The organism is Bacillus sp. ES1-5, assembly GCF_022487605.1.
Classification (GTDB): domain Bacteria; phylum Bacillota; class Bacilli; order Bacillales; family Bacillaceae_G; genus Bacillus_A; species Bacillus_A wiedmannii.
In genome coordinates this window covers 178,642-204,024 of sequence record NZ_JAKVPU010000001.1, presented here as the reverse complement: position 1 = coordinate 204,024, position 25,383 = coordinate 178,642, and the positions used below count along the sequence as shown (strand labels likewise).

Annotated in this window: 25 protein-coding genes and 3 pseudogenes; 7 read left to right on the top strand and 21 right to left on the bottom strand. The window is 33.3% G+C overall.

What is annotated here, in order from left to right:
- The first annotated feature begins 321 nt into the window (after nt 1–321).
- Complete coding sequence (gene secY, locus MKO96_RS01140; RefSeq protein WP_240586368.1) at nt 322–1,626, top strand: preprotein translocase subunit SecY; 1,305 nt, start codon at nt 322–324, stop codon at nt 1,624–1,626.
- Nucleotides 1,627–1,644: 18 nt separating this feature from the next.
- On the opposite strand, the gene MKO96_RS01135 is transcribed toward secY, so the two are convergent.
- Together MKO96_RS01135 and MKO96_RS01130 are read right to left on the bottom strand one after the other, a co-directional pair.
- Nucleotides 1,645–2,682, bottom strand: coding sequence for a DnaA N-terminal domain-containing protein (locus MKO96_RS01135; protein ID WP_240586367.1), 1,038 nt, complete (start codon nt 2,680–2,682; stop codon nt 1,645–1,647).
- A 135-nt stretch (nt 2,683–2,817) separates the two neighbouring features.
- A complete protein-coding gene (locus tag MKO96_RS01130; RefSeq protein ID WP_240586366.1) occupies nt 2,818–3,735 on the bottom strand; it encodes a DMT family transporter in 918 nt (305 codons plus the stop codon).
- A gap of 146 nt (nt 3,736–3,881) precedes the next feature.
- Between MKO96_RS01130 and pdxR the strand changes: the two genes are divergently transcribed.
- Nucleotides 3,882–5,315, top strand: coding sequence for a MocR-like pyridoxine biosynthesis transcription factor PdxR (gene pdxR, locus MKO96_RS01125; protein ID WP_240586365.1), 1,434 nt, complete (start codon nt 3,882–3,884; stop codon nt 5,313–5,315).
- A 123-nt stretch (nt 5,316–5,438) separates the two neighbouring features.
- Here the strand turns inward: pdxR and MKO96_RS01120 are convergent, their stop codons facing one another.
- Entirely contained in the window at nt 5,439–6,368 is a 930-nt protein-coding gene (locus MKO96_RS01120) for an NADP-dependent oxidoreductase (protein WP_240586364.1), read from the bottom strand.
- Between the two features lie 195 nt (nt 6,369–6,563).
- Here MKO96_RS01120 and mleBCA point away from each other — a divergent pair, with 195 nt between their 5' ends.
- On the top strand, nt 6,564–7,418 hold the full coding sequence (gene mleBCA, locus MKO96_RS01115; RefSeq protein ID WP_240586363.1) for a BCA family alpha/beta fold macrolide esterase: 855 nt from the start codon (nt 6,564–6,566) through the stop codon (nt 7,416–7,418).
- Between the two features lie 118 nt (nt 7,419–7,536).
- Here the strand turns inward: mleBCA and MKO96_RS01110 are convergent, their stop codons facing one another.
- Both MKO96_RS01110 and MKO96_RS01105 read right to left on the bottom strand, forming a co-directional pair.
- A complete protein-coding gene (locus MKO96_RS01110; protein ID WP_240586362.1) occupies nt 7,537–7,872 on the bottom strand; it encodes a hypothetical protein in 336 nt (111 codons plus the stop codon).
- A gap of 11 nt (nt 7,873–7,883) precedes the next feature.
- Complete coding sequence (locus tag MKO96_RS01105) at nt 7,884–9,053, bottom strand: ParM/StbA family protein (protein WP_046954076.1); 1,170 nt, start codon at nt 9,051–9,053, stop codon at nt 7,884–7,886.
- Between the two features lie 209 nt (nt 9,054–9,262).
- Here MKO96_RS01105 and MKO96_RS01100 point away from each other — a divergent pair.
- A pseudogene (locus MKO96_RS01100) lies at nt 9,263–9,664 on the top strand (hypothetical protein).
- Nucleotides 9,665–9,708: 44 nt separating this feature from the next.
- Here the strand turns inward: MKO96_RS01100 and MKO96_RS29445 are convergent.
- From MKO96_RS29445 to sleB, 7 genes and pseudogenes are all read right to left on the bottom strand, one after another.
- Nucleotides 9,709–10,242 (bottom strand): annotated as a pseudogene (locus tag MKO96_RS29445) (DUF1697 domain-containing protein).
- 212 nt (nt 10,243–10,454) lie between these two features.
- Nucleotides 10,455–10,849, bottom strand: a pseudogene (locus MKO96_RS01090) (GNAT family N-acetyltransferase).
- Between the two features lie 196 nt (nt 10,850–11,045).
- On the bottom strand, nt 11,046–11,543 hold the full coding sequence (locus tag MKO96_RS01085; RefSeq protein WP_240586361.1) for a GNAT family N-acetyltransferase: 498 nt from the start codon (nt 11,541–11,543) through the stop codon (nt 11,046–11,048).
- Between the two features lie 26 nt (nt 11,544–11,569).
- Entirely contained in the window at nt 11,570–11,926 is a 357-nt protein-coding gene (locus MKO96_RS01080; RefSeq protein WP_240586360.1) for a hypothetical protein, read from the bottom strand.
- A gap of 121 nt (nt 11,927–12,047) precedes the next feature.
- The gene (locus MKO96_RS01075; protein ID WP_048547299.1) at nt 12,048–12,644 is read right to left on the bottom strand and encodes a YhcN/YlaJ family sporulation lipoprotein; all 597 of its coding nucleotides are present in this window, start codon (nt 12,642–12,644) and stop codon (nt 12,048–12,050) included.
- Between the two features lie 26 nt (nt 12,645–12,670).
- Nucleotides 12,671–14,011, bottom strand: a complete 1,341-nt coding sequence (gene ypeB / locus MKO96_RS01070; RefSeq protein WP_087980620.1) for a germination protein YpeB — start codon at nt 14,009–14,011, stop codon at nt 12,671–12,673.
- A 15-nt stretch (nt 14,012–14,026) separates the two neighbouring features.
- Entirely contained in the window at nt 14,027–14,806 is a 780-nt protein-coding gene (gene sleB, locus MKO96_RS01065; RefSeq protein WP_240586359.1) for a spore cortex-lytic enzyme, read from the bottom strand.
- A 145-nt stretch (nt 14,807–14,951) separates the two neighbouring features.
- On the opposite strand from sleB, the gene MKO96_RS01060 reads away from it, so the two are divergent.
- The gene (locus MKO96_RS01060; RefSeq protein ID WP_087980621.1) at nt 14,952–15,287 is read left to right on the top strand and encodes a DUF3889 domain-containing protein; all 336 of its coding nucleotides are present in this window, start codon (nt 14,952–14,954) and stop codon (nt 15,285–15,287) included.
- Nucleotides 15,288–15,338: 51 nt separating this feature from the next.
- On the opposite strand, the gene MKO96_RS01055 is transcribed toward MKO96_RS01060, so the two are convergent.
- The 5 genes from MKO96_RS01055 to kynU all read right to left on the bottom strand — a co-directional run bounded on the left by MKO96_RS01055 (nt 15,339) and on the right by kynU (nt 19,803).
- Nucleotides 15,339–15,962 carry a Pr6Pr family membrane protein gene (locus tag MKO96_RS01055; RefSeq protein WP_240586358.1) on the bottom strand — a complete coding sequence of 208 codons (624 nt, stop codon included), beginning with the start codon at nt 15,960–15,962 and terminating at the stop codon, nt 15,339–15,341.
- Between the two features lie 16 nt (nt 15,963–15,978).
- A complete protein-coding gene (locus MKO96_RS01050; RefSeq protein ID WP_240586357.1) occupies nt 15,979–16,896 on the bottom strand; it encodes a serine hydrolase domain-containing protein in 918 nt (305 codons plus the stop codon).
- A 116-nt stretch (nt 16,897–17,012) separates the two neighbouring features.
- Nucleotides 17,013–17,852, bottom strand: a complete 840-nt coding sequence (gene kynA, locus MKO96_RS01045) for a tryptophan 2,3-dioxygenase (RefSeq protein ID WP_199694243.1) — start codon at nt 17,850–17,852, stop codon at nt 17,013–17,015.
- Between the two features lie 32 nt (nt 17,853–17,884).
- Entirely contained in the window at nt 17,885–18,514 is a 630-nt protein-coding gene (kynB, locus tag MKO96_RS01040) for an arylformamidase (RefSeq protein ID WP_240586356.1), read from the bottom strand.
- Nucleotides 18,515–18,516: 2 nt separating this feature from the next.
- Nucleotides 18,517–19,803 (bottom strand): kynureninase, encoded by a 1,287-nt coding sequence (kynU, locus tag MKO96_RS01035; protein WP_240586355.1) that lies wholly within the window; start codon nt 19,801–19,803, stop codon nt 18,517–18,519.
- A gap of 159 nt (nt 19,804–19,962) precedes the next feature.
- Here kynU and MKO96_RS01030 point away from each other — a divergent pair, with 159 nt between their 5' ends.
- A complete protein-coding gene (locus MKO96_RS01030; RefSeq protein WP_240586354.1) occupies nt 19,963–20,574 on the top strand; it encodes a TetR/AcrR family transcriptional regulator in 612 nt (203 codons plus the stop codon).
- A 35-nt stretch (nt 20,575–20,609) separates the two neighbouring features.
- On the opposite strand, the gene MKO96_RS01025 is transcribed toward MKO96_RS01030, so the two are convergent.
- Complete coding sequence (locus MKO96_RS01025; protein WP_147808022.1) at nt 20,610–21,047, bottom strand: NUDIX hydrolase; 438 nt, start codon at nt 21,045–21,047, stop codon at nt 20,610–20,612.
- 92 nt (nt 21,048–21,139) lie between these two features.
- On the opposite strand from MKO96_RS01025, the gene MKO96_RS01020 reads away from it, so the two are divergent.
- Nucleotides 21,140–21,952 (top strand): arylamine N-acetyltransferase family protein, encoded by an 813-nt coding sequence (locus MKO96_RS01020; protein ID WP_240586353.1) that lies wholly within the window; start codon nt 21,140–21,142, stop codon nt 21,950–21,952.
- On the opposite strand, the gene MKO96_RS01015 is transcribed toward MKO96_RS01020, so the two are convergent.
- From MKO96_RS01015 to MKO96_RS01005, 3 genes are all read right to left on the bottom strand, one after another.
- Nucleotides 21,862–23,031 (bottom strand): hypothetical protein, encoded by a 1,170-nt coding sequence (locus MKO96_RS01015; RefSeq protein WP_240586352.1) that lies wholly within the window; start codon nt 23,029–23,031, stop codon nt 21,862–21,864. The two genes, MKO96_RS01020 and MKO96_RS01015, sit on opposite strands and share 91 nt — an antisense overlap.
- Nucleotides 23,032–23,267: 236 nt before the next feature.
- Nucleotides 23,268–24,365: an L-dopachrome tautomerase-related protein gene (locus MKO96_RS01010; protein WP_240586351.1), complete on the bottom strand. Its 1,098-nt coding sequence runs from the start codon at nt 24,363–24,365 to the stop codon at nt 23,268–23,270.
- 719 nt (nt 24,366–25,084) lie between these two features.
- Nucleotides 25,085–25,342 (bottom strand): DUF3977 family protein, encoded by a 258-nt coding sequence (locus MKO96_RS01005; protein WP_087980631.1) that lies wholly within the window; start codon nt 25,340–25,342, stop codon nt 25,085–25,087.
- Between the last annotated feature and the right edge of the window lie 41 nt (nt 25,343–25,383).

The following is a 25,383-nucleotide window of genomic DNA, read 5'->3' as shown; positions in this document are numbered from 1 at the left end:
CGCCGAACCCTTTCAATACAACTACATAAAACGTTCCTAATTATCAATCTAGTATTACATAAATGTAAAAAATGCCCCTATTCATTCATTTTTCATGCGTATGTATGTACATTTGTTAATTTATTCGATATATTATGTGTATTGAATGATTATGAAAAGTTTATAGGTCGCTAAAAAACCTTATATTTTTATATCCGTGAAAACTACAAAGTGTATGAAATTCCATTTGTCAAATGAATTTAATGCGGAAGGAGGTTTGTGGTTACTTCATCGGGATATAATAATCAGTTTTAAACTGATAAAAATATAGGAGGCGACATAATGTTTCGTACGATTTCAAATTTCATGAGAGTAGCTGAGATAAGAAACAAAATTCTTTTTACACTAGCGATGCTAATTGTTTTTCGAATTGGCACGTTTATTCCAGTTCCTCATACTAACGCAGAGGTATTAAAAGTACAAGATCAAGCTAACGTTTTAGGTATGCTAAACGTATTTGGCGGAGGAGCACTACAACACTTCTCAATCTTCGCTGTAGGTATTACACCTTATATTACAGCTTCCATCATAGTACAATTACTACAAATGGACGTTATACCTAAATTTTCGGAATGGGCAAAGCAAGGAGAAATGGGCCGTAAGAAATCAGCTCAATTCACTCGATACTTTACAATCGTTCTCGCATTCATACAAGCCATTGGGATGTCTTATGGTTTTAATAATATAGCAGGTGGACAATTAATAACAGATCAAAGCTGGACTACATACTTATTTATTGCGACAGTTTTAACTGCAGGTACTGCATTTTTACTTTGGTTAGGTGAACAAATTACCGCTAATGGCGTTGGTAATGGTATTTCGATGATTATCTTCGCAGGACTTGTAGCAGCGATTCCAAATGTTGCGAATCAAATTTATTTACAACAATTTCAAAATGCAGGCGATCAATTATTCATGCACATCATAAAAATAGTTTTAATTGGTCTCGTAATTTTAGCAATAGTTGTTGGCGTTATTTACATTCAACAAGCTGTGCGTAAAATACCGATTCAATATGCAAAAGCTGTTTCAGGAAACAATCAATATCAAGGAGCAAAAAACACTCATTTACCTCTTAAAGTAAATAGTGCTGGTGTAATTCCAGTTATCTTTGCTTCCGCATTTTTAATGACGCCGCGTACAATTGCGCAGCTCTTCCCTGATTCAAGCGTATCGCAATGGTTAGTTGCAAATCTTGATTTCGCACATCCAATTGGAATGACGCTTTATGTCGGTCTGATCGTTGCTTTCACATACTTCTACGCATTTATTCAAGTAAATCCTGAACAAATGGCTGAGAATTTGAAAAAGCAAAATGGCTATGTGCCTGGTATTCGCCCTGGTAAATCAACAGAACAATATGTAACTAAAATTTTATACCGTTTAACATTTATCGGTGCAATTTTCTTAGGGGCAATTTCAATTTTACCGCTCGTATTCACGAAAATTGCTACATTACCACCTTCTGCACAAATCGGTGGTACAAGCTTACTTATCATCGTCGGTGTAGCACTTGAAACAATGAAGACATTAGAAAGTCAGCTTGTGAAACGTCATTATAAAGGGTTTATAAAAAAAGTAAATTAAGTAAAAAAACACAGTTGGTTATTTTTCCAACTGTGTTTTTAATTCTACTACCTCTAATTTCCCCACTAATGTATCAATTACATTTTCCAAGTTCACTATTTTTTCTTCTAATGCTTGAATGCGTTTTTCGCTATCTTCTAGATTATTATATTTTAAATCATCATTGGACGATTTGAACTGCTCCCATAATTCGAAAATAGTATTTTCGGTAGGTGACTTTGATTTTTCACTATTACTGGTTACAACTTTATTTGATTCTAATTCAAATTGAAGTTCATATGTATTTCCAGTTAATTCTTTGGCTATTTGCGAAATTAAATCTTTATAAGACTTTTCAACCCATTCTTGTTGGAATTCATTTTCAAAATAAATGATCAATGAATTTTCATTTATTTTGGCTGTCGTTTCTTTCATCCACGTTTCATATGAAGATCTTGAAATTATTAATTGCATTTTATCTTTTATTTGATTCCAAATTATATTCGATTCCTCTTGTCCGGAAGTGAGTTGATTATTTTGCATATGATGAATTTGTGCTATTAAAGCGGTGTTTGATCCTATTTCAAACCATATTTGATATTCTTCATTAGTAATTTTCTGTACGGTAGTTGAAATTATATTTTTATACTCACCTTCAAGCAAATCACGATGAAACGCATCTTCACAAAAGATTATTAATGTATTATCTTCTATAGTAGCATTTGTATTTCTAATCCAGGTCATAAATGTTTTCTCTGCTAATTTTGGCCTTAACGCTTTCTTTACTTCATCCCAGCTATTAAGCCTTTCTTTTTGAACATCTTTCAATTTAGATGGTTCGCCATTACATAGATCAAACTGAATTTCAAACGTCGTATTAAACATTTCTCTTAATGTATGAAATACTAATTCTTTGTAGTGAGATTCTAACCAGTCACGAGCAAATTCATTCGGACAATAAATTGTTAATATATCATCCTCTAAATAAACAGTAGTATTAGTAAACCAAGTTTCATATGATGGTTTTGAAATTTGCGTTCGAATTTTTCCCTTTACTTCAGTCCAGTTTATTTTCATAATAACTCCCCCTCTTTTTGTGGTTCTCTTTCATATAGCTTAATAATATTACGACTTTCCAATAAATAAAGTCAATCCGTATCATGAATAAAATTCAAGCAGCCCTGTTATATACAGGGCTGCTTCTTTATACAACTACATTTCCTTCTCAAACCATTTCCCTTGCTTGAAATAGCTCCGGAGTGTGGATCGATTAGCTAAAAATACACCAACCAAAATAAAACAAGCACCTATTCCCATTGTAGGGTTTAAAGGTTCTCCTAATATGATATATCCTACAATAATAGCAATTAACGGTGATACATATAACCACGTTGACGGGAATACAGGGTTTGTTTTTGATAAGAGCCAGTAGTATAATCCGTGTCCACCAATTGATCCAATAAAGATTAGATATAAAATAGGCCACTGTACACTCCATGAAGCTAATACAGATACATTCGGTTGTTCTACTATGACGGATACGATTATTAATAAAACCCCTCCGTAAAACATTTGAATACCATTAATGAGAAATGGTGATACACTTTGTAAATCCGAAAGTATTTCTTTTGAGCGAATAGAGCCTATTCCGTAAAATAACTCTCCTATTATTAAAACAAAACAAGCGATACTCCATATGAGACTTACTTCTTGGTGCGTTCCTGGTAAAGAAACAAAAATAACACCTATTAGTGCAATAATTAATGCTACGAGTTGCTCCTTTTGTAATTTTGTCTTATTTCTCTTTGCTTGTAATAACAAAATCATCATCGGCCCCGTAGCAGAAAGTACAGCAGCTAAACCTGAAGAAATATATTGTTCTGCCCAGTACAGTGATGCGAATGTCATAAACGTTAAACAAAAACCAGCATACATAATACGTTTTGAAAATACATGTGGCATAATTTCTTTTCTTTTTAACTTAAATATAATCATCAGAATTACGCCTGCTAACAAGAAACGAATTCCTGCTGAAAATAATGGGGGCGCCCCTGCTTCAATTCCGATTTTTATCGTTAAAAATGTTGTTCCGAAAATAATACATACTAAAATATAATTGAAAATGACCATTTTTCTTCCTCCTTTTTACTCTTAACATGAGTATAGAAGGTGTGGTGTATAACAGTGTAACTATGTATATAACAGTTACTTAAAATTGTAGTTGATTCTCTTTATATTTTTCGCTTTAATAAAATAAAAACGAAAAAGGTGAAACCATGAAGATTGTCCTTCGTAAAGAATCCAACATACCGTATTACCAACAAATATATATGCAAATCGTTGAAAGAGTACAAAGTGGCATGCTTGCGCATGGTGACGCACTTCCATCTTTACGCTCTATGGCCGAAGATTTACAGATTAGCCTATTAACTGTTCGTAAGGCATACAAGCAATTAGAAAAGAAAGAATATATACGCATTGAGCAAGGAAAAGGTGCTTATATACATAAACATGTAAGAAAAGATTTCAAACCAATTCCGTACAAATGGCAACAAACGAAAACGATTAATGTTATGCGATCTCAATATGCAATGAATCAGCACCGAAAATATTACGATTTTTCACAAGCGATTTTGTATCCTCGTTTATTGCCAAATCCATTCTTAGCAGACGAAATGCATAAAATACTTAATAAAGACAAGATGATCCTAGCAACTTATGGGCCAGTACAGGGTGATTATGAACTGCGAGTTGAAATAGCAAATTACTTAAGTGAACACCAGAATTTAGTGACCGATCCATCTCAATTATTAATTACAAGCGGAGCACAACAAGGAATTGATTTAATTGCTCAAACATTATTAAAACCTGGTGATATTGTATTAGTGGAAAGTCCTTGTTACAGTGCTGCACTTGATATTTTCATCAATAAAGGCGCTAAAATTATACCAGTTTCTCTTGATAATCATGGAGTTCGCTCCGACTTAATCGATGATATTTGTCAAAGTAAAAATCCAGTATTATTGTATACGAATCCAACTTTCCAGAACCCGACAGGTACAGTAATGAGTAATGAAAGGCGAATGGAACTTATAGAACTAGCAGAGCTATATGAGTTTTTTATAATTGAAGATGATTCTTTCGGAGAAATATATTTTGAGGGTGCTACTATTCCCCCTCCTATTAAAAATTTTGATAGGAATGGTCATGTAATATATATAAAAGGATTTAGTAAAACGTTAGCACCAGGATTACGTATCGCATCTCTTATTGCTGATGGGCCTATTTTTGAATGGTTATATGCTGTAAAAGGTTCAATGGATATCGGTAGTCCTTTATTAACGCAAAAAGCACTCCTTCCTTTTTTACGTGCAGAACGTATGAAAAATCATTTAGAAAAATTACGTACGGCTTTACAAATTAGACGTGATATAACGATTGATATGTTATCACCACTTAAAGAATTACGATTTGAAATACCAAATGGTGGCTTTAATTTATGGATTACACTTCCTGATTCGATAGATCCCTTTACCTTATTACAAAAAGCAAATAAAGTAGATGTCTCTTTTTTACCAGGTACAGCTTGTCAATTAAATACCGATATAAATCATAACAAATTACGGATTAGCTATTCAATGTTAAATGAAAAAGATATGTTGATTGGTTTAGAGAAATTACATGATACAATACGAAACTGTATATTATAGAGATAACATTACATGTCCAATAATAAATACTATCCCAAAATGAAAATGTGAATTTTGGGATAGTGTTTATTTCTAAGTTTTTTCCTGGTTCAACTTCACTTTCTCTACAAGCCACTATCTTCATTATCCTCCGACTTTTATTACAATTTTACCTCTAACATGTTGACCTTCACTCAAAATATGAGCTTCTCTAACCCCCTCTTCATTAAAAGGCACAACTTTACTTATAATTGGCTTTATTTTTCCATGTACAATTAATTTTGATAATGCTTCTAATTGCTTCCCGTTTGGTTTTAGCCATAAAAACCCTGATTTTATCCCTTTTACTTTTTGAATGGGCTCATGAACAATCGAAACTAACACACCACCAGATTTTATAATTTGAAAGCTTTTTTCTTGTATTTCGCCACCTATTGTATCTAATACAATATCGAAATCTGATAATAATTCTTCAAATTTATCTTTTTTATAATCAATAACGAGATCTGCTCCTAAAGATTTTAAAAACTCTTCATTCTTACTACTTGCAGTTGTCGCAACAAAAGCTCCAAATAATTTTGCGATTTGGATTGCCAAACTTCCAACTCCACCAGCTCCAGCATGAATGAGTACTCGGTCATGTTCTTTTATTTTTGCGTAATCTACAAGACTTTGCCACGCTGTAAGTCCTGCCAGAGGAATAGAAGCCGCCTCTTCGAAACTTAGATTAGTAGGCATATAGGATACTAAATCCGATTTTACTGTAATGAATTCAGCATAAGAGCCCTTCCCTATATTTTCAGGTTTCGTAAATACTTTATCTCCTACTTTGAAGCACTCTACCTCTTCCCCAACTTCTTCAATTACCCCAGCTACATCCAACCCTAAAATAATTGGAAATGAAAATCGCAACTGTTCTTGTAAGTCTCCTTTTCTTATTTTCCAATCAACAGGATTAATAGATGTTGCGAGAATGCGTATCAATACCTCGTTACCTTTAACAATTGGTTTTAAAACTTCTCTTTCTTTTAATTCTTCAACATTACCATATTGATCTATAACAATTGTTTTCATTTCCATTCCTCCTTGCTATTTATTTTAATAACATACAAATATTTCTCAAAATTTTTTGCCTTAAATTATCATAAACTTATTTTTGGGGGTAATTACGTAAGAAGCATTATGAATTCCATAAAGAAACGTACACTCACCTTAGAATCGTTCAAAACTGTATTTTCAATTACATTCAAAAGAAATGGGGAGAACTCTATGACTGAAAAGATATTTAAAATAAACGGGATTGATATATGTACAGAAAGCTTTGGGAACCCTAAAAACCCAGCTATTTTATTAATTATGGGTGCTACGTGTTCAATGATTTATTGGGATGAAGAGTTTTGTGAACAGTTGGCTAACACGGGGAAATTTGTTATTCGTTTTGATAACCGTGATGTAGGATGCTCTGTTACATATGAGCCTGGAACTTCCAATTATACAGTTACAAATATGGCTGAAGATGCAATTGGGGTACTCGATGCTTATCATATTGATAAAGCACATCTATTTGGTATGTCATTAGGTGGTATGATCGCTCAAATTGCTGCTGTAAAACATCCCGAAAGAATTTTAACGTTAACATTATTAGCTACAAGTATAATAGGCTCTGACGATAATACGCGCGATTTACCTCCGATGGACGAAAGAATTTTAACACATCACGCAAATGGCACGCATTTAGATTGGACAAATGAAAATGTTGTAGCAGAATATTTAGTTTCCGGATCTCGCCTATTATGTGGATCCAAACGAACATTTGATGAAAAAAGAGTCTATAATCAAGTAAAACAAGAAATAGAACGCGCAAACAATCTATTAAGTATGTTTAATCACGCTTTACTTCAAGGTGATGATGCTTATGAAGGTGTGCTTCACTCAATACAAGCACCTACATTAGTTATCCACGGAACAGACGATACAGCACTCCCTTTTGAACATGGTCTCGCACTTATTGATGAAATTCCTAAATCAGTCCTACTAACCCTTGAAGGCGCAGGACATGAAAATCATCCTGATGACTGGGCAGACATCATTCATGCAGTTACTGAACATACATCTAAAATATAGATAAATAACGAATAGAAGGAGCACACCATAATTTGTGCCCCTTCTATTCGTTACATGTAAAAAAGCCCATCACTGTATCCGTATGTATAGTGATGGGCAATACTTATTTTTTCTATGTTTAAAAAAACGGACAATCTAATTGATCAACAGATTCCCATGATTTTTTTTTTATATTATCGGTGGATTTATTAGCTTCTAGTGGCACGTTTTTAAAGGGATTTACTTCGACCTTTAATAAAGATGATGGCTCCACGTATAATGAGAAAACATGGCTACCTGGTATAGCTTTTGACACATCAATATCTCCTACTTGTTTAAAGAGTTGCTGCGCTGCAAAGAAAAAGAAATTGGTTGGGTTTGATTGTTTATTCAGCCATGCAATCATTTCAGGTGATACTGATTTATGAATATTGATTTTTACTCGATCACCACGTTTATATCGCCTAGATCGCATACTTCCACCAACTAACTTATCGTTAAGTTTGTAAATCCTAACTCTTTTTGCTTATGCTCTCTATATTTTGGCGAACAAGTGTAGACTAATAATCCACGTGCATTTGTAAATAACGGATTATCTACAAAGATTACATTTGTTAGTCGTCCTTTTTGTTTTAAAATCATTTTTAAACTGTTTTTAATAATTACTGCGCCCCCGCCATAAATAAATACGTATGGATCGTCTTTCATGTCATCAATTTTGTTTATGATATCCGTTGCGACACGCGCTGCTAAACCTAATAATGCTGGTTGTGATTCTTCAACTAGTAACGCATTTCTTGGGTGCTTTTCATGTAAATAAATTTGGTTAAACTCTGTAATACTATCAATCGTCTTTGTTGGATACTTCCGGTTCCATCTTGTAATAATTTGTAGTAACGTTTCTTTCACACCGTATGATAAGCCCTTACTTAATTGTGGTCTAAAGTTCACACCTAGTGAAACTACTTCTTCTGTCGTCCCTGCACCAATATCAAAAGACAATAAAGTTTTATCAACAAAATCAATTTCTGAAACTTGATTTTGTTCACATTCTATTTTATGTTTCACTACATTTCCTTCTTCATCATATACAATGCCCCACGTACCAGAAGCGCCCTCAGGCAGGCATTTACAATATTCGATTGAAATATTAATTGTCACATCACGTCCGTTTGGATAATGGAAAACAACCTTATGATTGCCCATATAACGTTTCGCATTTTCCGCAGCTATTTCTTGTGTAATAAGCTGCATAGGAAGAGCAACAGATAAATCATAACGAATATTAATATGACTAGAAGTTGGACTTTGACGCATAGCACTCACCGCTAAACCAGATAGAATTGTAATAACCATTAACTCATCAGTTGACTTATTTGATTTCTTCTCAACCTCAGTACCTTTTAATTGATCTTGAATGACTTTTTCACCAACGATATACCGCACATTATTTAACATTAGCGATGGAGAACTAATGGTCACGTCAATGTGATTTTCTAATTCGGATAATGAAACATCACTCTCATCTAACAATCCTGTAGGCTCTCCTATATATAAAGAATATATACTCGGAATAAAAATAGGGTCTTGCCCTTTCACCATTAACTTCAAACCGTTATTTCCTGCATCAGCACCAGCTTTTAATAGAATAGACATAACTACCCCCTAAATTAATCTGACATCCCTTCCAAATATATGCGAGCCCATTCTTTTACATTCAAATGTTATGTAATTTTTTATTAATCGTAAAAACAAAATATTATATTTTCGGACCTTTATGTAAAAAGTATTTGACATAACACTTTTCCAATTTTATACTATTGGTGTAAAGAGTTTTTTACATAACAGGAGGTGTCATTTCTAAATTGAATCATAAAAAAATTATTTTCATGCTTATCGTTTTATCATTAATCGGAGTCCTCATACATGGCGCATATAAATATGCAACGGAAGGTTCTATTTTGGGAGGAACAATATTCGCTTTTTCGTTAATAATTGGTAATTTAATTAATCAAATTACTTAGGGAGACCCAAACGGAGTATCGGAAGAAAGTCAAGATGAAATGGGACAGCAAATCCAATATAAAAGCTTTAAAGTTGCTTATTTTGTACTAATATGCCTAATGTTTTTTATTTTAATATTATCAGAAGGATTTGCATTCCTATTACTCGATGAAATAAAGAATCTTCCTCTTTTTATCGCACTTTGTTCTTCGTTTTTTATTTATCCTATCGTCGAGCTTATAGTCGCAAAACAATATAAATAAAAAGGTGAGATTTTCTATATACAGAAAATCTCACCTTTTTAAATTTACATACCCTCAACTATCGTTTTTAATTTATTCACAGTCCGCCAATTTCTTACTGTAGCTGGTGTATGTAACTTCTGAAACTGGTTCATTAATTTAGAATTTCGAATGCTATTTTTGAAAAATAAATACACAACTTTTTCATGAATATAGCAATCTTCAGTCTCATTTTTTTGCATAAGCAGCTGATCTTTTTCAGAAAGTTCATTGCTAGAAGGTGAAAGCAACATGTATACTTTCACCTTCTAGCAATGAATCAGCTTCATAGGGGCATTTTTTATAATATTTATAAATTCATCATGTGTACTTAACATGATAGAAACATCAAAACCAAAAACGTTTTTAATTTCAGATTTTATTCGTTCCTTTAGAAATGTTATATTCTCCTCAGATTCGAACACGATATTAACGCTTTGAATATATGTTTTTACTTGTTTTAACTCTATTGATTCAAACATTTGTTTTAAATCCACCATTTTGATTACCTTATGCCCGCCTACATTGATTCCTCTTAGTAATGCAATATAAATTGTCATATCATTTCTCCTCGTTTAAATGTGTTTCAAAGTTGATGTAAAGTTATTTAATATAACCTATAAGAACCTTGCTACATTTTATTGTAGTAAGGTTCTTGGTGTTTAATTTCATTTAACGAAAGCACCTGTTTGTTGAATAAAAAGTGATTTTGTTATAGAGCCGTTGACTTTTTAAACAAAGGTATGTACCCTCCACTAGGCCCATAAGCAACTCAAATTTCTTCCCATCCATATTTTTCATAATATCCGTTAAGATCTGAAGTAAGATAAAGAAATTGATACCATCTCTTTGCAGCTTCTAGCAGTCCATGATTCAACAATTTTGCTCCTATAGAGTTGCCCCTAAATTTTTCATCTACAAACACACTAACCACGGGCTCAAATCTTGACGACTATTTAAATCATTGCGAATTAATGCATACGTTCCGACAATCTTATCATCTACCTTTGCAATGTAAAAACTCGGTATGTCATTTGGATCAGTTAAAGCATTAGTCATACAATCTTCATAAAAAACACGTCCACCTTCCTCACCTCATTCTTTCCAAAAAACATCTATTGCCTTATTAAATAAGTCATCTTTCTTCAGTAATTGAATAAATTCCATAAAGCTACACCCCCAAAAAGTATTATTTAATGATTGTAGAACTTACTAAATTTAAAGTTTTTCAAGTATCTTTATTTTTTTATGTAACTAGCTATAATTTCTTGACTCTTAAATATAGCCTTTTCATATATATTCTCTTATCGTTCTAAATAAAAAAACTTACTACTTTGTTATGCAAGAGTAAGTTTTTTTATTATTATTTCATGATAGATAAATGCATTATGATTTGTTGACCAATTGGTCCCATTCTTCTAAAACCTTTATCTTGGAAGCCGACTTTTACATATAAATTTTGTGCCGGAATATTTTTTTCATTCACAGCAAGTACAACTTCATTTTTCATCGGAAAATAACGTTTTACAAACTCTTGTAATAAAGCCAATGACTTTTTAGCATATCCTTTTCTTTGTCTATTTTGATTTATAGAAAACGAAGTTAAAAGTAGAGCGCTTTCATTATCTGTGAACTCCTGTACTCTATCTCCCGTTTGCAATGCGAAAAGACCAACAGGTACCCCATTGTAATCTAAAATAACAATCACATTTTTTGTTCGATCACTTTTTGCTTTCTCCAATAATTCACCTGGATCTGATGTGAATTGAACTTGTTCACTTGGTAAAGTAAATGTTTGTATAACTTCTTTATATTTCTGCTTATACGGAACTAATTGAATTTCCCCTGTATGTATGTTCATGCGAAACTCTCCCATTTTTCAACTTATTAACTTAAACGTTGCTGCTCTTTTGAATGCACTTTTCCATCTAAAAAGGTAATTTCAACTAATGAAGTTGGATCGCTTCCCTTCCAAGAAAAAATTTGTTTAATTTGTGTAGAATCTTCTACACCTTCTTCTATAAGTAAATTACCATCAAAACCAATTAAATCTTTCACTTCTGTATAAGTCATTCCTTCATTTATGTTCGAGAAATGATTTATATTGATAGAATTTTTCTGCTGCCTTTCCATCACAGTAGAAGAAGTCGCTGTTTGTTTTTTCACTTCTTTCTTCTGTTCACACGCTGTCATACTGAAACCTAAGCATAAACTACATACTATTAATGCGCTTTTTTTCATCATAACAGTTGTCCCTCCCATCATAATTAAACCATATATTCCCTTAAAAATAAACTGAATATTAAATATTAAATATTAAATATTATATTGAAAAATCCCCGTACAATTAAGTACGGGGTTAACTTTATTTATTCAAATGATTATTTGATTGGTCATTCTGTTCTTTTCTTAGTTCTTGTTCTTCATCTTTTGGTAATTGTTTATCATTATCTTTAATTGGATTCGTTTCTCGATTTTCAATCATGTCATTTGGAACTTGTGGCATTACTCGGCCAACAATTGCTGCTAACTCATCAAGTATACCTTCACCTGTTTTGCCTTTTTTAATTTGCTTTCCAATTTGTTTGAGTCGTTCATACGTATCAACATCCGCTACAACGACTGCATTAGCACCATCCGGATCGTTTTTTAAACTTTCTGCTACAGAGTATTTAATGGACTCCACGCGAGTTCGATCGAGTTTCGCTTTTACATCAATACCTACAATAGCATATTTCCCGACAACTACCGCTGTTGCATCATTCACACCTGGCACACTCGCGGCTAAAGATGCTAAATGGTCCGCTGCTTTTTCATTTGGCTTATTTGGTTTGTTCGTATAATTAACATTTTTCGTCGAAACATTTTTTTGCTCTGGTTTTTCGTTTGGATTGTCCTTTTTTCCAATACTGCATCCTGTTATAAAAAAGCAAAGCATCAACATATATATTAGGATTTTCATTATTCTCACCACTTTACTATTAAAGTTTAATCATAAATTTTTTCAACAGCTTGCATTTTCTTCACTTTTTCCTCTGCTCCGCTATTTGCATTAATGAAAATTTGGTACGTATCTTTCCCTAAAGTACCTATAAATTCATAGCAAAGTACTTCATTATGCAAATCATTTACAACTACAGCTTTACGTTCTTCCATAACTTTAACATCTGGATTGATTTTCTTTCTTGCTTCTGCTGCAGTTAGCTTTGCTGAGGGAACTGTTCGTTTTTGGTGTGATGCTAAATATTCTTTTGCGGAAAATCCAACGATGGAACCGTCATCTAAAGCAATTTTCATTTGGATTGCTTCTGGATAAATTCGTATGCCATTCTCATTTACTACATACGTAAATACACCAACATTATCATATTGCGAGCTATCATAAAGCTCCATATTATTAAATTTATGGTCTTTTAAAAATGTCAAACCTTTACTACCAGCATCGTTTAAACTAATTTTCTGCTCTTTAATTTCTCGATTATTCATTACCCAAATTGGATATCCACCTTTTCCGGTAATATCCATATAAAACTCATTATTCGTTGCTTTATCTTTAATTTTTACACTATAGAAAGATTCTTTCGCACCTTTTCCGCTTTTCTCAACATCTACTTTTTCATTTCCTTTTAAGTTCAAAAATGATTTTGCAATTTTCGCTGCTTCATCTTTAGAGATTGCTTTCCCTTCTGCTTCAAATCCGCCTTTTTTATTTTTTTGTGCACTAGTAAAGGTCGGTCCGAAGTTTGTAGATGAATACGATGTTACGTTTTTCTCTACTGTTTTTAATCCGTCAATAATTGTGTTGTCTGCAGGATCACGATTTGATGCGAGTGCCATCTCAACATCCATCCAGCGTAAATTATTTTTCAAAACTAGATGCTGTACTTTTCGTAACTCATCTTGTATATTTCCTGCATTTGAATATAAAGTTTCCAACGTTTTGTATTCTTGATCATTTAAGGGTTCTTTTTCTAAATCACGAATGGCTGCACGATAACTAAAATCGCCGATATTTGCTAAAAATTCTTCCGTTTTATTAAAAGGCATTAATGTTAAAGGAAGTTGTCCTACATCCGAACGAGCTTCAGATGTTAAACGCCATACATCTGCTAATGCAGGTGATAAAGATGCACGCGAATTCATTGCAAGCGTTGTTCCAATTTTATCGTGCAACAAATCAACTTCGTATGCTAAATCATGAAACGCACGTTGATAGCTATTTTCTGCTCGAATTAATACTGCATTCTTCTCTTGGTGCTCTTTATAGCCCCAGTATCCAGTTCCAACTACACCGATTGTTAATAATACGATTACAATACCTCGTAACACAATTCCACCTCCGCTCTATTTACAGAAAATATGTTTCCCAATCTTTTTAATTTGTGGACGAGTCCAAATCCATTTACTTGTTGCAGTATCTGGATTGAAATAATACAATGCGTTTCCTGTTGGATCCCATCCATTAACTGCATCTAATACAGCTTTTTTCGCTGTTTCATTTGGCGTTAAATATATTTGTCCGTCTGCTACTGCTGTAAATGCTCTTGGCTCAAAGATTACACCCGAAACGGTATTTGGAAATGATGCACTTGTAACTCGATTTATAATAACCGCAGCTACTGCAACTTGCCCTAAGTACGGCTCACCACGAGATTCTCCATATACTGCGTTTGCCATGAGCTGAATGTCATTTTGAGAATAACCGTTTGGAACATTTGTCCCTTTATTTTGAGGTGGTTTATTTTCTTGTGCAGTACCACCACTATTTCCTTTATTCGTTGTCGTTCCTTTATTAGCAGTTGACTTGTCATACTTCGTTGCCTTTACAAGCATTTGCTTCGTTTTGGCTCCAGCTAAACCATCAACAGGTAGTCCAAATTTCTCTTGAAAATTTCGAAGTGCCCAGTATGTACCCCATCCGAAAACACCATCCACTTTTCCCGTATAAAATCCGTTATATTTCAAACGAGATTGCAGCTCAATGACATCTTCGCCAGATGCTCCTCTTTGAATGACTTGATTAGAAAAAGCTTCTACATTCTTTAGTTGTATACTACTGACCATCAAAGATAGTCCTATGAACGCAAGTAAAACTGCTATTTTAAAAATAGCTTTTTGACGCATAATTTTCCCTCCTTAATTACGGAAATGATTTCTTGGTTATGTTTTGTAAAAGCCTCGCTTTTATGTAAAGAAGACAAAAAAATCCAAACTCATATCGTTGAAAAAATATGTAAACAATATGAAAAAAGGATAAAAGGAGTTCATCATGAAGAAATTGTTATTAAAGCGTGTCGCACTTGTTATTCTGTTCATAACAACATGTTCAAATATATATATCGGTCCATCAATTGTTCATGCGCAGCCACCGTATGCAAAATGGGGTAAACTTGCTGTAGAAAAGACGAAAGAACAATACCCAAAAGCGGAGATTATTGATTATCTTCATATAGGTAGAAAACCAAAAACCGTTCAAATAACAGTTGAAAAATTTAAATTGTGGCTACGTGAAAATGGAAAAGAATATGGTGTTTTTGTTGATGTTGAGTTTGAAACGAAGACGGATAAATTTTTAAAAATGTCGTTTCATAAGACGAGTAGATAAAATGAAAGAAACCCCACTGTTAACATGTTAACAGTGGGGTTTCTTTCATTTCTAAAATTCTTTCCTAAAATCTCGATTCCCTAAAAATCTTACCAATATACAAATAGCACCAATTACAATCGCTATCCCTATACTGTATAAAAGCACTCTACCATATCCGCCTATTCTCGGATCTAAAAATGGATAAGGATACCAATTCACAGTCGTGCCACGTATTAAGCTGTACACAACGTAAAAGAACGGGAATAAGAGCCAACTTGCAGCTTGTTTCCAAGTGATTTTCTTACTAGGTGGATTTATAATCCAATCTAAAAGCATGGCAATTGGCATGATATAATGTAGCACCGTATTTACCCATGGTATTGCGGTTTGAAGTGATTCTTCTAATCCTCTTAATAGCAAAAAATAAATGAGTCCTGTCGTAAGTATATATACAGTTGCGGCACCACGAAGTATACTAAACTGCTCTGACCGACCAAATGTAGCTGTTCCAATGCTACTTAAAAGGAGAATACATACAACTAAGATGTTACTTTCGATCGTAAAGAAACTAAAAAAGTTAACTGGATTGAACGGTTTCACTTGTGCCCTTATTATAAATTGCGTAATAATGGCGCTACATGCTAGAAGACTTAAACATAGTCTAAATAAAGATAATGTTTTTACACTTCTCATACATTCTCTCCTCTTCTTATTTCAACTTATCATTCTCTTGTACATGTTCAATAAATAATTTCAATGGAACGAGTCCACGTTTTGGCATATGACTACTTATTACAGCAACAAGCTCTAACTGCGGAATGATAACGATGTATTGCCCGCCATATCCCATAGCAAAGTACATACAATACGGCATGTGAAATCTTTCGTTATTCAATACCCACCAGTGATATCCATACGCCCCAACATGTTCATACGTTTCAAATAGAGGTGTACTTGATTCTTCTAACCATTTCGAGGATACAATTTCATTCCCCTGCCAATATCCATTCTGCAAACATAATATTCCGAGGTTTAATACATCTTTAGATTTCATTTTCATGCCGAACCCGCCGACATGTATTCCTTGGGGATCTTGTTGCCACTCATACTCGGTAATTTCTAACGGATCAAATAAATATCTTTTTGCAAATTGTTCTGTCGACATTCCGGTAGCTTCTTGAATAATATAACTAAGCAAATGCGAAGACCCTGAGTTATAATTCATTTTTGTAGCGGGTTCTTCAATAATTGTTTTTTCTAATATGTACTGCACCCAGTTTTTCGATTCTACAAAATCATTTGGGAACACTACTCCATTTCCAAACTCTTTCCAATCTTCACCTGTAGTCATCGTTAATAGATGATAAATTGTTAATTCGTTTTTTTCTTCTGGTATATTTGGAATCCATTTTGTAATTGGTGTATGTATATCATTTATATATCCTTTATCGATTACAATACCTATTAATATGGATACAATACTTTTTGTAATCGAATTTATTTTATATAAATTACTTGCACATTCTATCGTTTTATAATATTCATTGGTTAGCTCACCTTTTTGATAAACGAGAAATGTATTTACTTTTTTCTTTTCAAATTTATTTTCTAGTTGCTTGAAATTCAAAACTTTACCTCCAATTAAATCATTACCTTATTTATTATATCTTGTAGCTTTAATTAAAACATACTTGTGTTCAAATAAAAAACAAACCTGCCAGTAATGAACTGACAGGTTTGTTTTTATAATTTCGTCCGAACATTCCAAAGCTCTGGGAAGAAACATTGATCAAGTACTCGTTTTAAATACGATACACCAGAAGAGCCGCCTGTTCCCATTTTATGTCCGATAATGCGTTCTACTGTTTTCATATGACGGAAACGCCATTGTTGAAGCCAATCTTCTATATCAATTAATTTTTCAGCAAGCTGATATAAATCCCAATATTTCTTCACATCTGCATACACTTCTATCCATGCCGCTTCTACCGTTGCATCTTCTTCATAAGGCTGCGTAATATCACGATTTAACACATCCTTATGAATAGGGAATCCTTCTTTTACAAGTGCTTGAATTGCCACATCATATAAACTTGGTGCATGTAGCGCTGTATGAAGTCGAGCGTGTAATTCTGGATCCTTTTCATAAATTTTTAATGCGTGCGGTGTTTTATAGCCAAGTGCATACTCAATCATACGATATTGATACGATTGAAACCCTGAGGCTTGACCAAGTGAATCACGAAACTCAATATATTCAGATGGTGTTAATGTCGCAAGGATATCCCAAGATTGAATGATTTGCGACTGAATTTTTGATACACGTGCTAACATTTTAAAAGCTGGTTGTAATTTATCATTTTTAATCGATTCAATTGCTGCATTTAACTCATGTAAAATTAATTTCATCCAAAGCTCGCTTGCTTGGTGAATCACGATGAATAACATTTCATCATGATGATCTGATAATCTCTTTTGAGAAGATAGTAAACTATCTAATTGTAAATACTCCCCGTACGTCATATTCTCTTTAAAGTCCGTATGAATTCCTTTTTCCATAATTACCTTTTCGTTTTCTTTCATATTAGCCAAACACCCCTTTTATATATTTCTACTTATATTGGTCTAATAACTGCTCGAACTGGACTTCCATCTGCATCTGTTAAGGCAAGTGGTAATGCGATTAATTCATAATCACCGTCTGCTACATGATCTAGTACGACATTTTCTAAGATGTGTATGCCATGTTTAAACAATTGATGGTGCGCTGCTAATTCTTTATCATCTAATGGATCAACTGATGGTACATCCACCCCAATTAAACGAATTCCCTTTTCAGAAAGAAATGGTGCGATATCAGCACGTAAATTCGGGATTACATCGGGGAATTCATTAGCTTTACCATGTGAAGATGTGCGTAACAACAAGCGTTCTACGCCTTCTAAATGAAAGTTTTCTAATTCCTTTTTCCCAATACTTTCAAGATTAGAAACATCAATGATCCGTGCTGGACCGACATAAACTTGAACATCTAAATCTATTACTTTCTTTCCATCATTATCAAAATGAAACGGTGCGTCAATATGAGTACCTGTATGAATACTCATCGTTAACTTTCCGACATTTACTGAGCCACTCTCTTCTTTTGACCATGAAACTTCATACGAAAACGGTGTATCTCCTGGCCAAGTGGCAATATCATTATTTAGCGGTTGTGAAATATCAATCCACTCTGAAGCTTTCATACTTATGCCACAACCTCTCGCTTATTTTCAAACTGCTTATACTCTTCATCTTTCATAATTTTCTTTAATATTTGTACAGATTTCCACACTTCTTCGTATGTGTTATATAAAGCGACCGGCGCAAGTCTTACTCCATTAGGTGCACGGAAATCAGGGATAACTCCATTTGCTTTTAACGCTTTACAAATGCGTGCTGCTTCTGCATGCTCTAAATAAATATGACCGCCTCGTTTTTCATCTTCTAATGGATTTCCAATTGTAAATCCGTAATCTTTTAATTCGTGATCAATTAAATCAATCATGTATCTTGTAATATGTAGAGATTTTTCACGTAAACGTTCTATACCAGCATCTTTAAATATTTCAAGAGAACCAATTAAAGGTGCAGTACTTAATACGTGCGGTGTACCAATTTGATAAGCACCTGCATGATCAGCAGCTGTTAATGTATGTTCCATATCAAACTGCTTATCTTTTCTAGAACTAAACCAACCTGATAATCCTGGAAGTCTATTAAAATGCTTTTTATTTACATAAAGGCCCGCAACTCCACCAGGTCCTGCATTTAAATATTTATAATTACACCAAATAGCGAAATCAACATCCCATTCTTTGAAATAATGCGGAATAGAACCGATTGAATGACATAAATCGAATCCGATATGAATACCACGCTTATGTGCTTCCGCTGTTAAACGTTTCATATCAAGAATTTGACCGCTTCTATATAGTACAGAAGGTAATAAAATTAACGCGACATCATCTGTCATTGCCTGAATAATATCATCTTCAGAAAGCGTTCTACCATCTCGGCTTTTCACTCGTACTAAATGCTCATCTGGATCTAATCCTTTTAAACGAATTTGACTTTGAAGTGCATATATATCTGATGGGAATGTTAATTCATCAGCAAGAATTTTTGTGCGTATTCCTTTCGGTTCATAGAACGTAGCGATTACTTGATGAATATTCGTCGTCGTGGAACCGGTTGCAATTGTTTCTTCCGGTAAAGCCCCAATAAGAGGTGCAGTCAACTCACCTAATTTCTCCGAAAGGAAAAACCAAGGGTGTTCACCCTCCGTCCAACCATCAATACCATACTCCTTCCATGAATCTAGCAACGTAAGTAACGATTTCTCTGCTCTTTTTGAAAGTAGTCCTAATGAGTTTCCATCTAAATATATTGTTCCTTCTTTTTTATAGAATTCAGTTTGAAAATCTTTCAGTTCATCATGTTTATCACATTCAAGCGCATATTCATAAGTTGGTTGAAATGGTTCTTTATACATGGTGTCACCTTCTTTTAATTTTCTTTTTATTCTAACTAATTGAAATATATCACCTTAGTTGATATAACGTCAATGATATTATGTCAGTTGACTTTATATATGCATTTCTTTTACAATACTGTTATATTTTCAGATATTTCAGTATAAAGAGGTGATTCTTTGAAAAACAATACTCTTTCATCAAGAAAACACCGCTCCTTAGAAACAAAGAAAAAACTATTACACTCTGGTTACACTATTTTTATACATAACGGATTTCAAAAAACGACAATTACACAAATTATTAAACATGCAGAAACTGGTTATGGAACGGCATATGTATACTTTAAAAACAAAGATGATCTCCTTATCGTTTTAATGGAAGATGTCATGAATCAATTTTATGATATTGCTGAGCGCTCCTTTTCGCCTCAAACGAAAGAAGAAGCACATAAAATGATTCAAAATCAAGTTAGAGCATTCCTACAACTAGCAGAAAAAGAACGAGCTATATTGCAAGTTGTTCAGGAAGCTATAGGATTATCAAAAGAGATACGTCAAAAATGGGAAGAGATACGGGAACGCTTTATAAACAATATTACGCAGGATATTACATACTCTCAAGAAAGTGGATTAGCACATCCTGAATTAAATAAAGAAATTGTAGCTCGTGCTTGGTTCGCTATGAATGAGATGTTTCTTTGGACGATTGTGAAAAATGATAAGAAATTAGTGTTAGAAGAGATAGTACATACATTGACGGAAATGTATACGGCGGGATTATATAAATAGCACACCTTCAATGAATAAGGTGTGCTACTTTACATCTATAAAAATATTTTATCTGGGTACGGTAACGATAATGGTGGCTTTTCAGATAAAGAGAAATATTGTAGTTTTAAGGATTCACCATCTATTGACTTCAGCTTACCACTGATAACTTCACACTCAAACACAACAACAATGTATTCTACTTGATCGCCATTCGGATATGTATGACGGAACTCTTCCCCTCCAAATACGCCTTTTTGTTTTTTTACTTGCACTTTCAAACCCGTTTCTTCCCACACTTCCCGAACTACCGATTTTTCTGGAGTTTCTCCAGGTTCAATTGCTCCAGCTGGCAAGCTCCAGTATTCTCCTCCAGGATATTGAAATAAGATTTCTCCCTGCTCATTTTTAATAACTGCAGCTACACTCGGTATTAGAATTAGTTCATGGCCTAATTGCTCCCGGATCTTTTTATAATATAGCGACATAGACATATAATTCTCTCCTACTCTATAAATAACTGTATTTCCTGACATTTATTGTATAATAATACCAATAACAATTCCTATATAGAAAGGATAAGAAAATGTCTCAAGAACAACTAGTAAATAGCTTTCTATCATTTTTAGGTGCTACAAAACAGCCTACTAGCTTAAAGTTTTTAAATGAACTTATTAAAGCTCATCAAGAAAAAGTAAAGTGGGAAACTCTTACTAAAATAATTGACTGTGAAAAAGGTAATGAAACAGCGGATTATTTTCCTTCCGTTGAGACATATATAGACCGTATTACAACAAAAGGTCTGGGCGGTACTTGTTGGACGCACTCGATTGGATTTCATTGGTTATTATCAAACCTTGGTTTTGACGTTTATTATTTGTATATGAATCTCGGACATTTATGCATACGGGTTAACTTAGAGCAGCCTTACTATGTTGATGTTGGTTACTGTGCACCTTTATTCCAAGCTTATCCACTTTATGAATCATTTCAAGTAAGTAATGTACGAGAAACTTTCACTTATGAAGTCTCAAATAATAAGATAAAGATTACTAGCAATCCAGGTCCAGCAGAAGTTTTACATACAGAGCCAATACATTTATCAAGTATGAAAGAAATCATTACAAAGTCTAATGATTGGCGTATATCTCCTGTATTAAAGAAAATTCAGATTTTCGGTTATATCGATGGCATTCCGACTTCTATTAATAATAATGTTTTAAAACAATATTCCCAAGGTAAGAAAATAGAACAAAGCCTTATATCTTCTGAACTTAATTATTGGATAACAGAAAGATTTTGTATTAATCAAGAAATATTTGAAAGAGCTATTGAGATTTTCAATGAAAAATCTTCAAATAGAATATTACAAACAAGTTCCTTAATATCTTTAGGCTGAGGTAAATAGCTAGTTGAAGGAGCAATTTCAAAGTTAAAGCTTATATGTCCACATCCAGTTAGCCACATATAGTGACATTTCAACTCTTCATCGAACATATATTTCACAATATCTATAGATAATAAATCTCCTGCGTATTGCAACAGAAACTCCATATTCGAGCTACAAGTATAATAATTGTCATCGTCATCAAGATTTTTTATATTATATTCCGCCAAATCCCATAAAAAATCTTCTTTTAATATATTTTTAATTTTTTCAACAATGCTTATACACCCCGAATTTTCCCAAGAATAACTCTCTAATCTACTTAAAATAATTTCAGTAAATTCTTCAGCAATGTCCTTAGAAATCTCACCACGATTTTCAATAATATCCCAAGCAATATTAATTGAAGTCCATCTCATCAATGAATTCTTTTCAAATTTTAAAAACTCTATTATTTCCTCCTCTTTCATTTCACTTAGAATTGCTTTTAATTCACTTTCTTCTAATTTGCTTCTTTGATCATAATCAGTTTGATTTTGTATTTTTAAATATTCCTTACTTTCTTGATAAAAAGCAATCTTTACTTGTTCTGGTGATAAATCCGCTAATAGGCTTTCAATTTCTTCAGCGCCTATTTCTTTACCTTTATTTATACATTTGAAATAAATATGTTTTAATCCTGCTCGGTCTTCTTTGTGATACCAAGATAATATCCCAAAACTTAATATCCAAATAGAAATTAACTCTTCAATATCAGTAGCAATCTCCACAAAATCAAATAATTGATTATATATTAAATTTAACGAGAAACGAAATTCTTCATCATGTTGTCTAACTTGCCATATATCATTAATCCCACTTTTTACTGCAGCAGTTGCAATTTCTTTTTGTATATCGTACGAGGCTCTATTACTCCCCTTTATATCTGCTACACTAGATAATTTATACAGTTCTAAACCTCGCGTTTTCCATTCTTGTGAATCTTGTTTAATTATCTTTTTAAAATATTTTAGTAGTGGCCATAAAGCATACTCCTTATGATCTACATAACTAACAACATCCCATTTTAACTTTTCATTAATTTCACTCATAAGTTCGGGTATTACTACTTCACCATATTTTTTAAAACATTCATGAGTTTCTTCGTAATTTTAAAATAAAGTTTGATTAAAAATATCGTGTTAACCCGTATTCTATGGTAAATAAAAAGAATCCATTTTGAAAAAGATTGATCAAAATGGATTCTTATCCAGCAGGTTTATGTTTTGGTTTTATAAAAAAGTTTGATCATTTTCTATCAATGAAAACAATTAATTGACTATTTTTATTATGAAAAGGTCGGAGCAGGAAATTCATCAATTTTGATACGAAGTAAACTATAAGGTTTCTGTCGTAAGTCTTTTCCATAATGAAATCTAGGCTGTCGATGTAATTGGTTCACAATGACATACAAATATTGATCCGGACCAATTGAAAAAGTATCCGGCCACAAAATTCTCGGATCATGTGCGATAGTTTCCATTATGCCATTTGGCAATATCTTACGGATACTGTTGTTTTCATAATCTCCAGCATAAACAGTTCCCTTTGCATCGGTGATCATTCCATCAGACGCACCTTTTTCTCCCCAATACTCCACATGATAAGGTAAATTCATGTCCGGTATCGTTCTGTCTCTCAGGGCTTCTGTTGAGATCGAGAACAAATGCCGACTGGTTAGTGGAGCAAAAAATAATATCTTTCCATCGGGAGAAATCGCAAGACTATCAGACGCCAACCTAAATGGAAAAGTTGAACCGTCTTTGTTTCGATTCATTAAAATTTGACCTTCTACTTTCGGTAAAAAATAGGGATCGGGTGAAGTTGAATTTGCTCCATTTAACCGTCTAAACGCGTTTCCATTTGATAAATCTACGACGATAATAGCTCCTGGTCCTCTTGAAGAAGAATCCGTTATATAGGCATAACCTGCTTTTCCAACACGAAAATCAAAACGGACATCATTCAGATAAGTTGTAGGCAGGACAACATCTTCTGTAAAGGTATATACTTTTCTTATTGTATTGGTTTCTAAATCAACAGCGACTAATTTTGCCCCCCCTTTAATAGGTTCAGAAAAATTGGGTGCCGCTGTATCTAATATCCAAAGCGTTCCCCTTCCATCAGCAACTACACTTTGGACACTGATGAAAGTCATTGGGATATTCTCGGGGTTAGCCAAATTGGTTTGTAAATTAGGATAAGGCTGCAATTTATCCTCAAAAATTTCCGCCACCGTAAATTTAACATCGTCTCCCCACTTCGGAAAGCAAATGAAAATACGACCGGTTTCTGAAACAGTAACACCTGTAGGCATAGCCCCATAAAATGCATAAACTAGTTCTAAATTACCGAAATATTTTTCACAAGGTAACATAGGTTTCATAATATCCTCCTCAAGCATTCAAACGGGATATCTCCTATATATGATTTATATTTTTTCTAGTGCATGTTTCTTAATAAGTTTTTCTATACGAAAAGATGATTGAATTGATTGTTTTCGAAATTTAATAAGTCTGTCAGAAGAAAGGAAACATTTTAATTTAAAGGTCTCCAGATGAAGTAGAATTCAATTAGCAGGTAGCGCAGTTCAATATTCCCGAATCAACGTTAAGCTGGTATAAAAAATGGGGAAATTTCCCCCTTTAAATTTGTGAAAAAATGTACTTAAGCTAAACTGCCCGTTAGTTTAAGTGTAACACTTCACAAACAATCTTTTGAGTATTCTTATTATTCCTGTTTCCTCAACAATCTGGCCCTTTAATTGAACAATACAACTGAAATTTAAGGGGCAAAAGAAAAACCTTATATTAATACAGGGTTTTATCAATCTTTTTTATAAATTATCAAACTTTATTTTAAATCAATACCACACTTTATTCCATGTTCCATGAGTGACTAACGGGTGCTTTGAACAAGAAAATAAAGGTGAGTACATATTATACATGACTAATATGCGCTCACCTTTATTTTTTTAGGATTTTTAGCTTTTAGGTCTTGATAATAATTTTTAGTGGTTTTATTAACAATTTATATTTAGTAAAATTGCTTTTTATGAATTTGATATAAGTCCAAAGAATTTCCTGGTCAATATAATAATGTATATCAGCACACTTTTTCTTTATTTATTCTACTTACAATTCCAACTATAAATTTATATTCAATCCTCCTCTTCTTAGTTTTTTTAAACCCTTCTTTCGTATCAAAAATAAAACACGTTTTCCGAAACCACATTCGTACATATAGTGACTCAAAATAAATAGGTTTTATAATTCCTCGTTCCTCAAATTCAGTTCCATCTTTATTTTCAGTTTCTGTTCGAACGAACCACCTATTTCCGAAGCCAATTTCAATATACTTCACATAAGTCCCCCTTTCGGAAATTAATTTCTAACTATTCTATT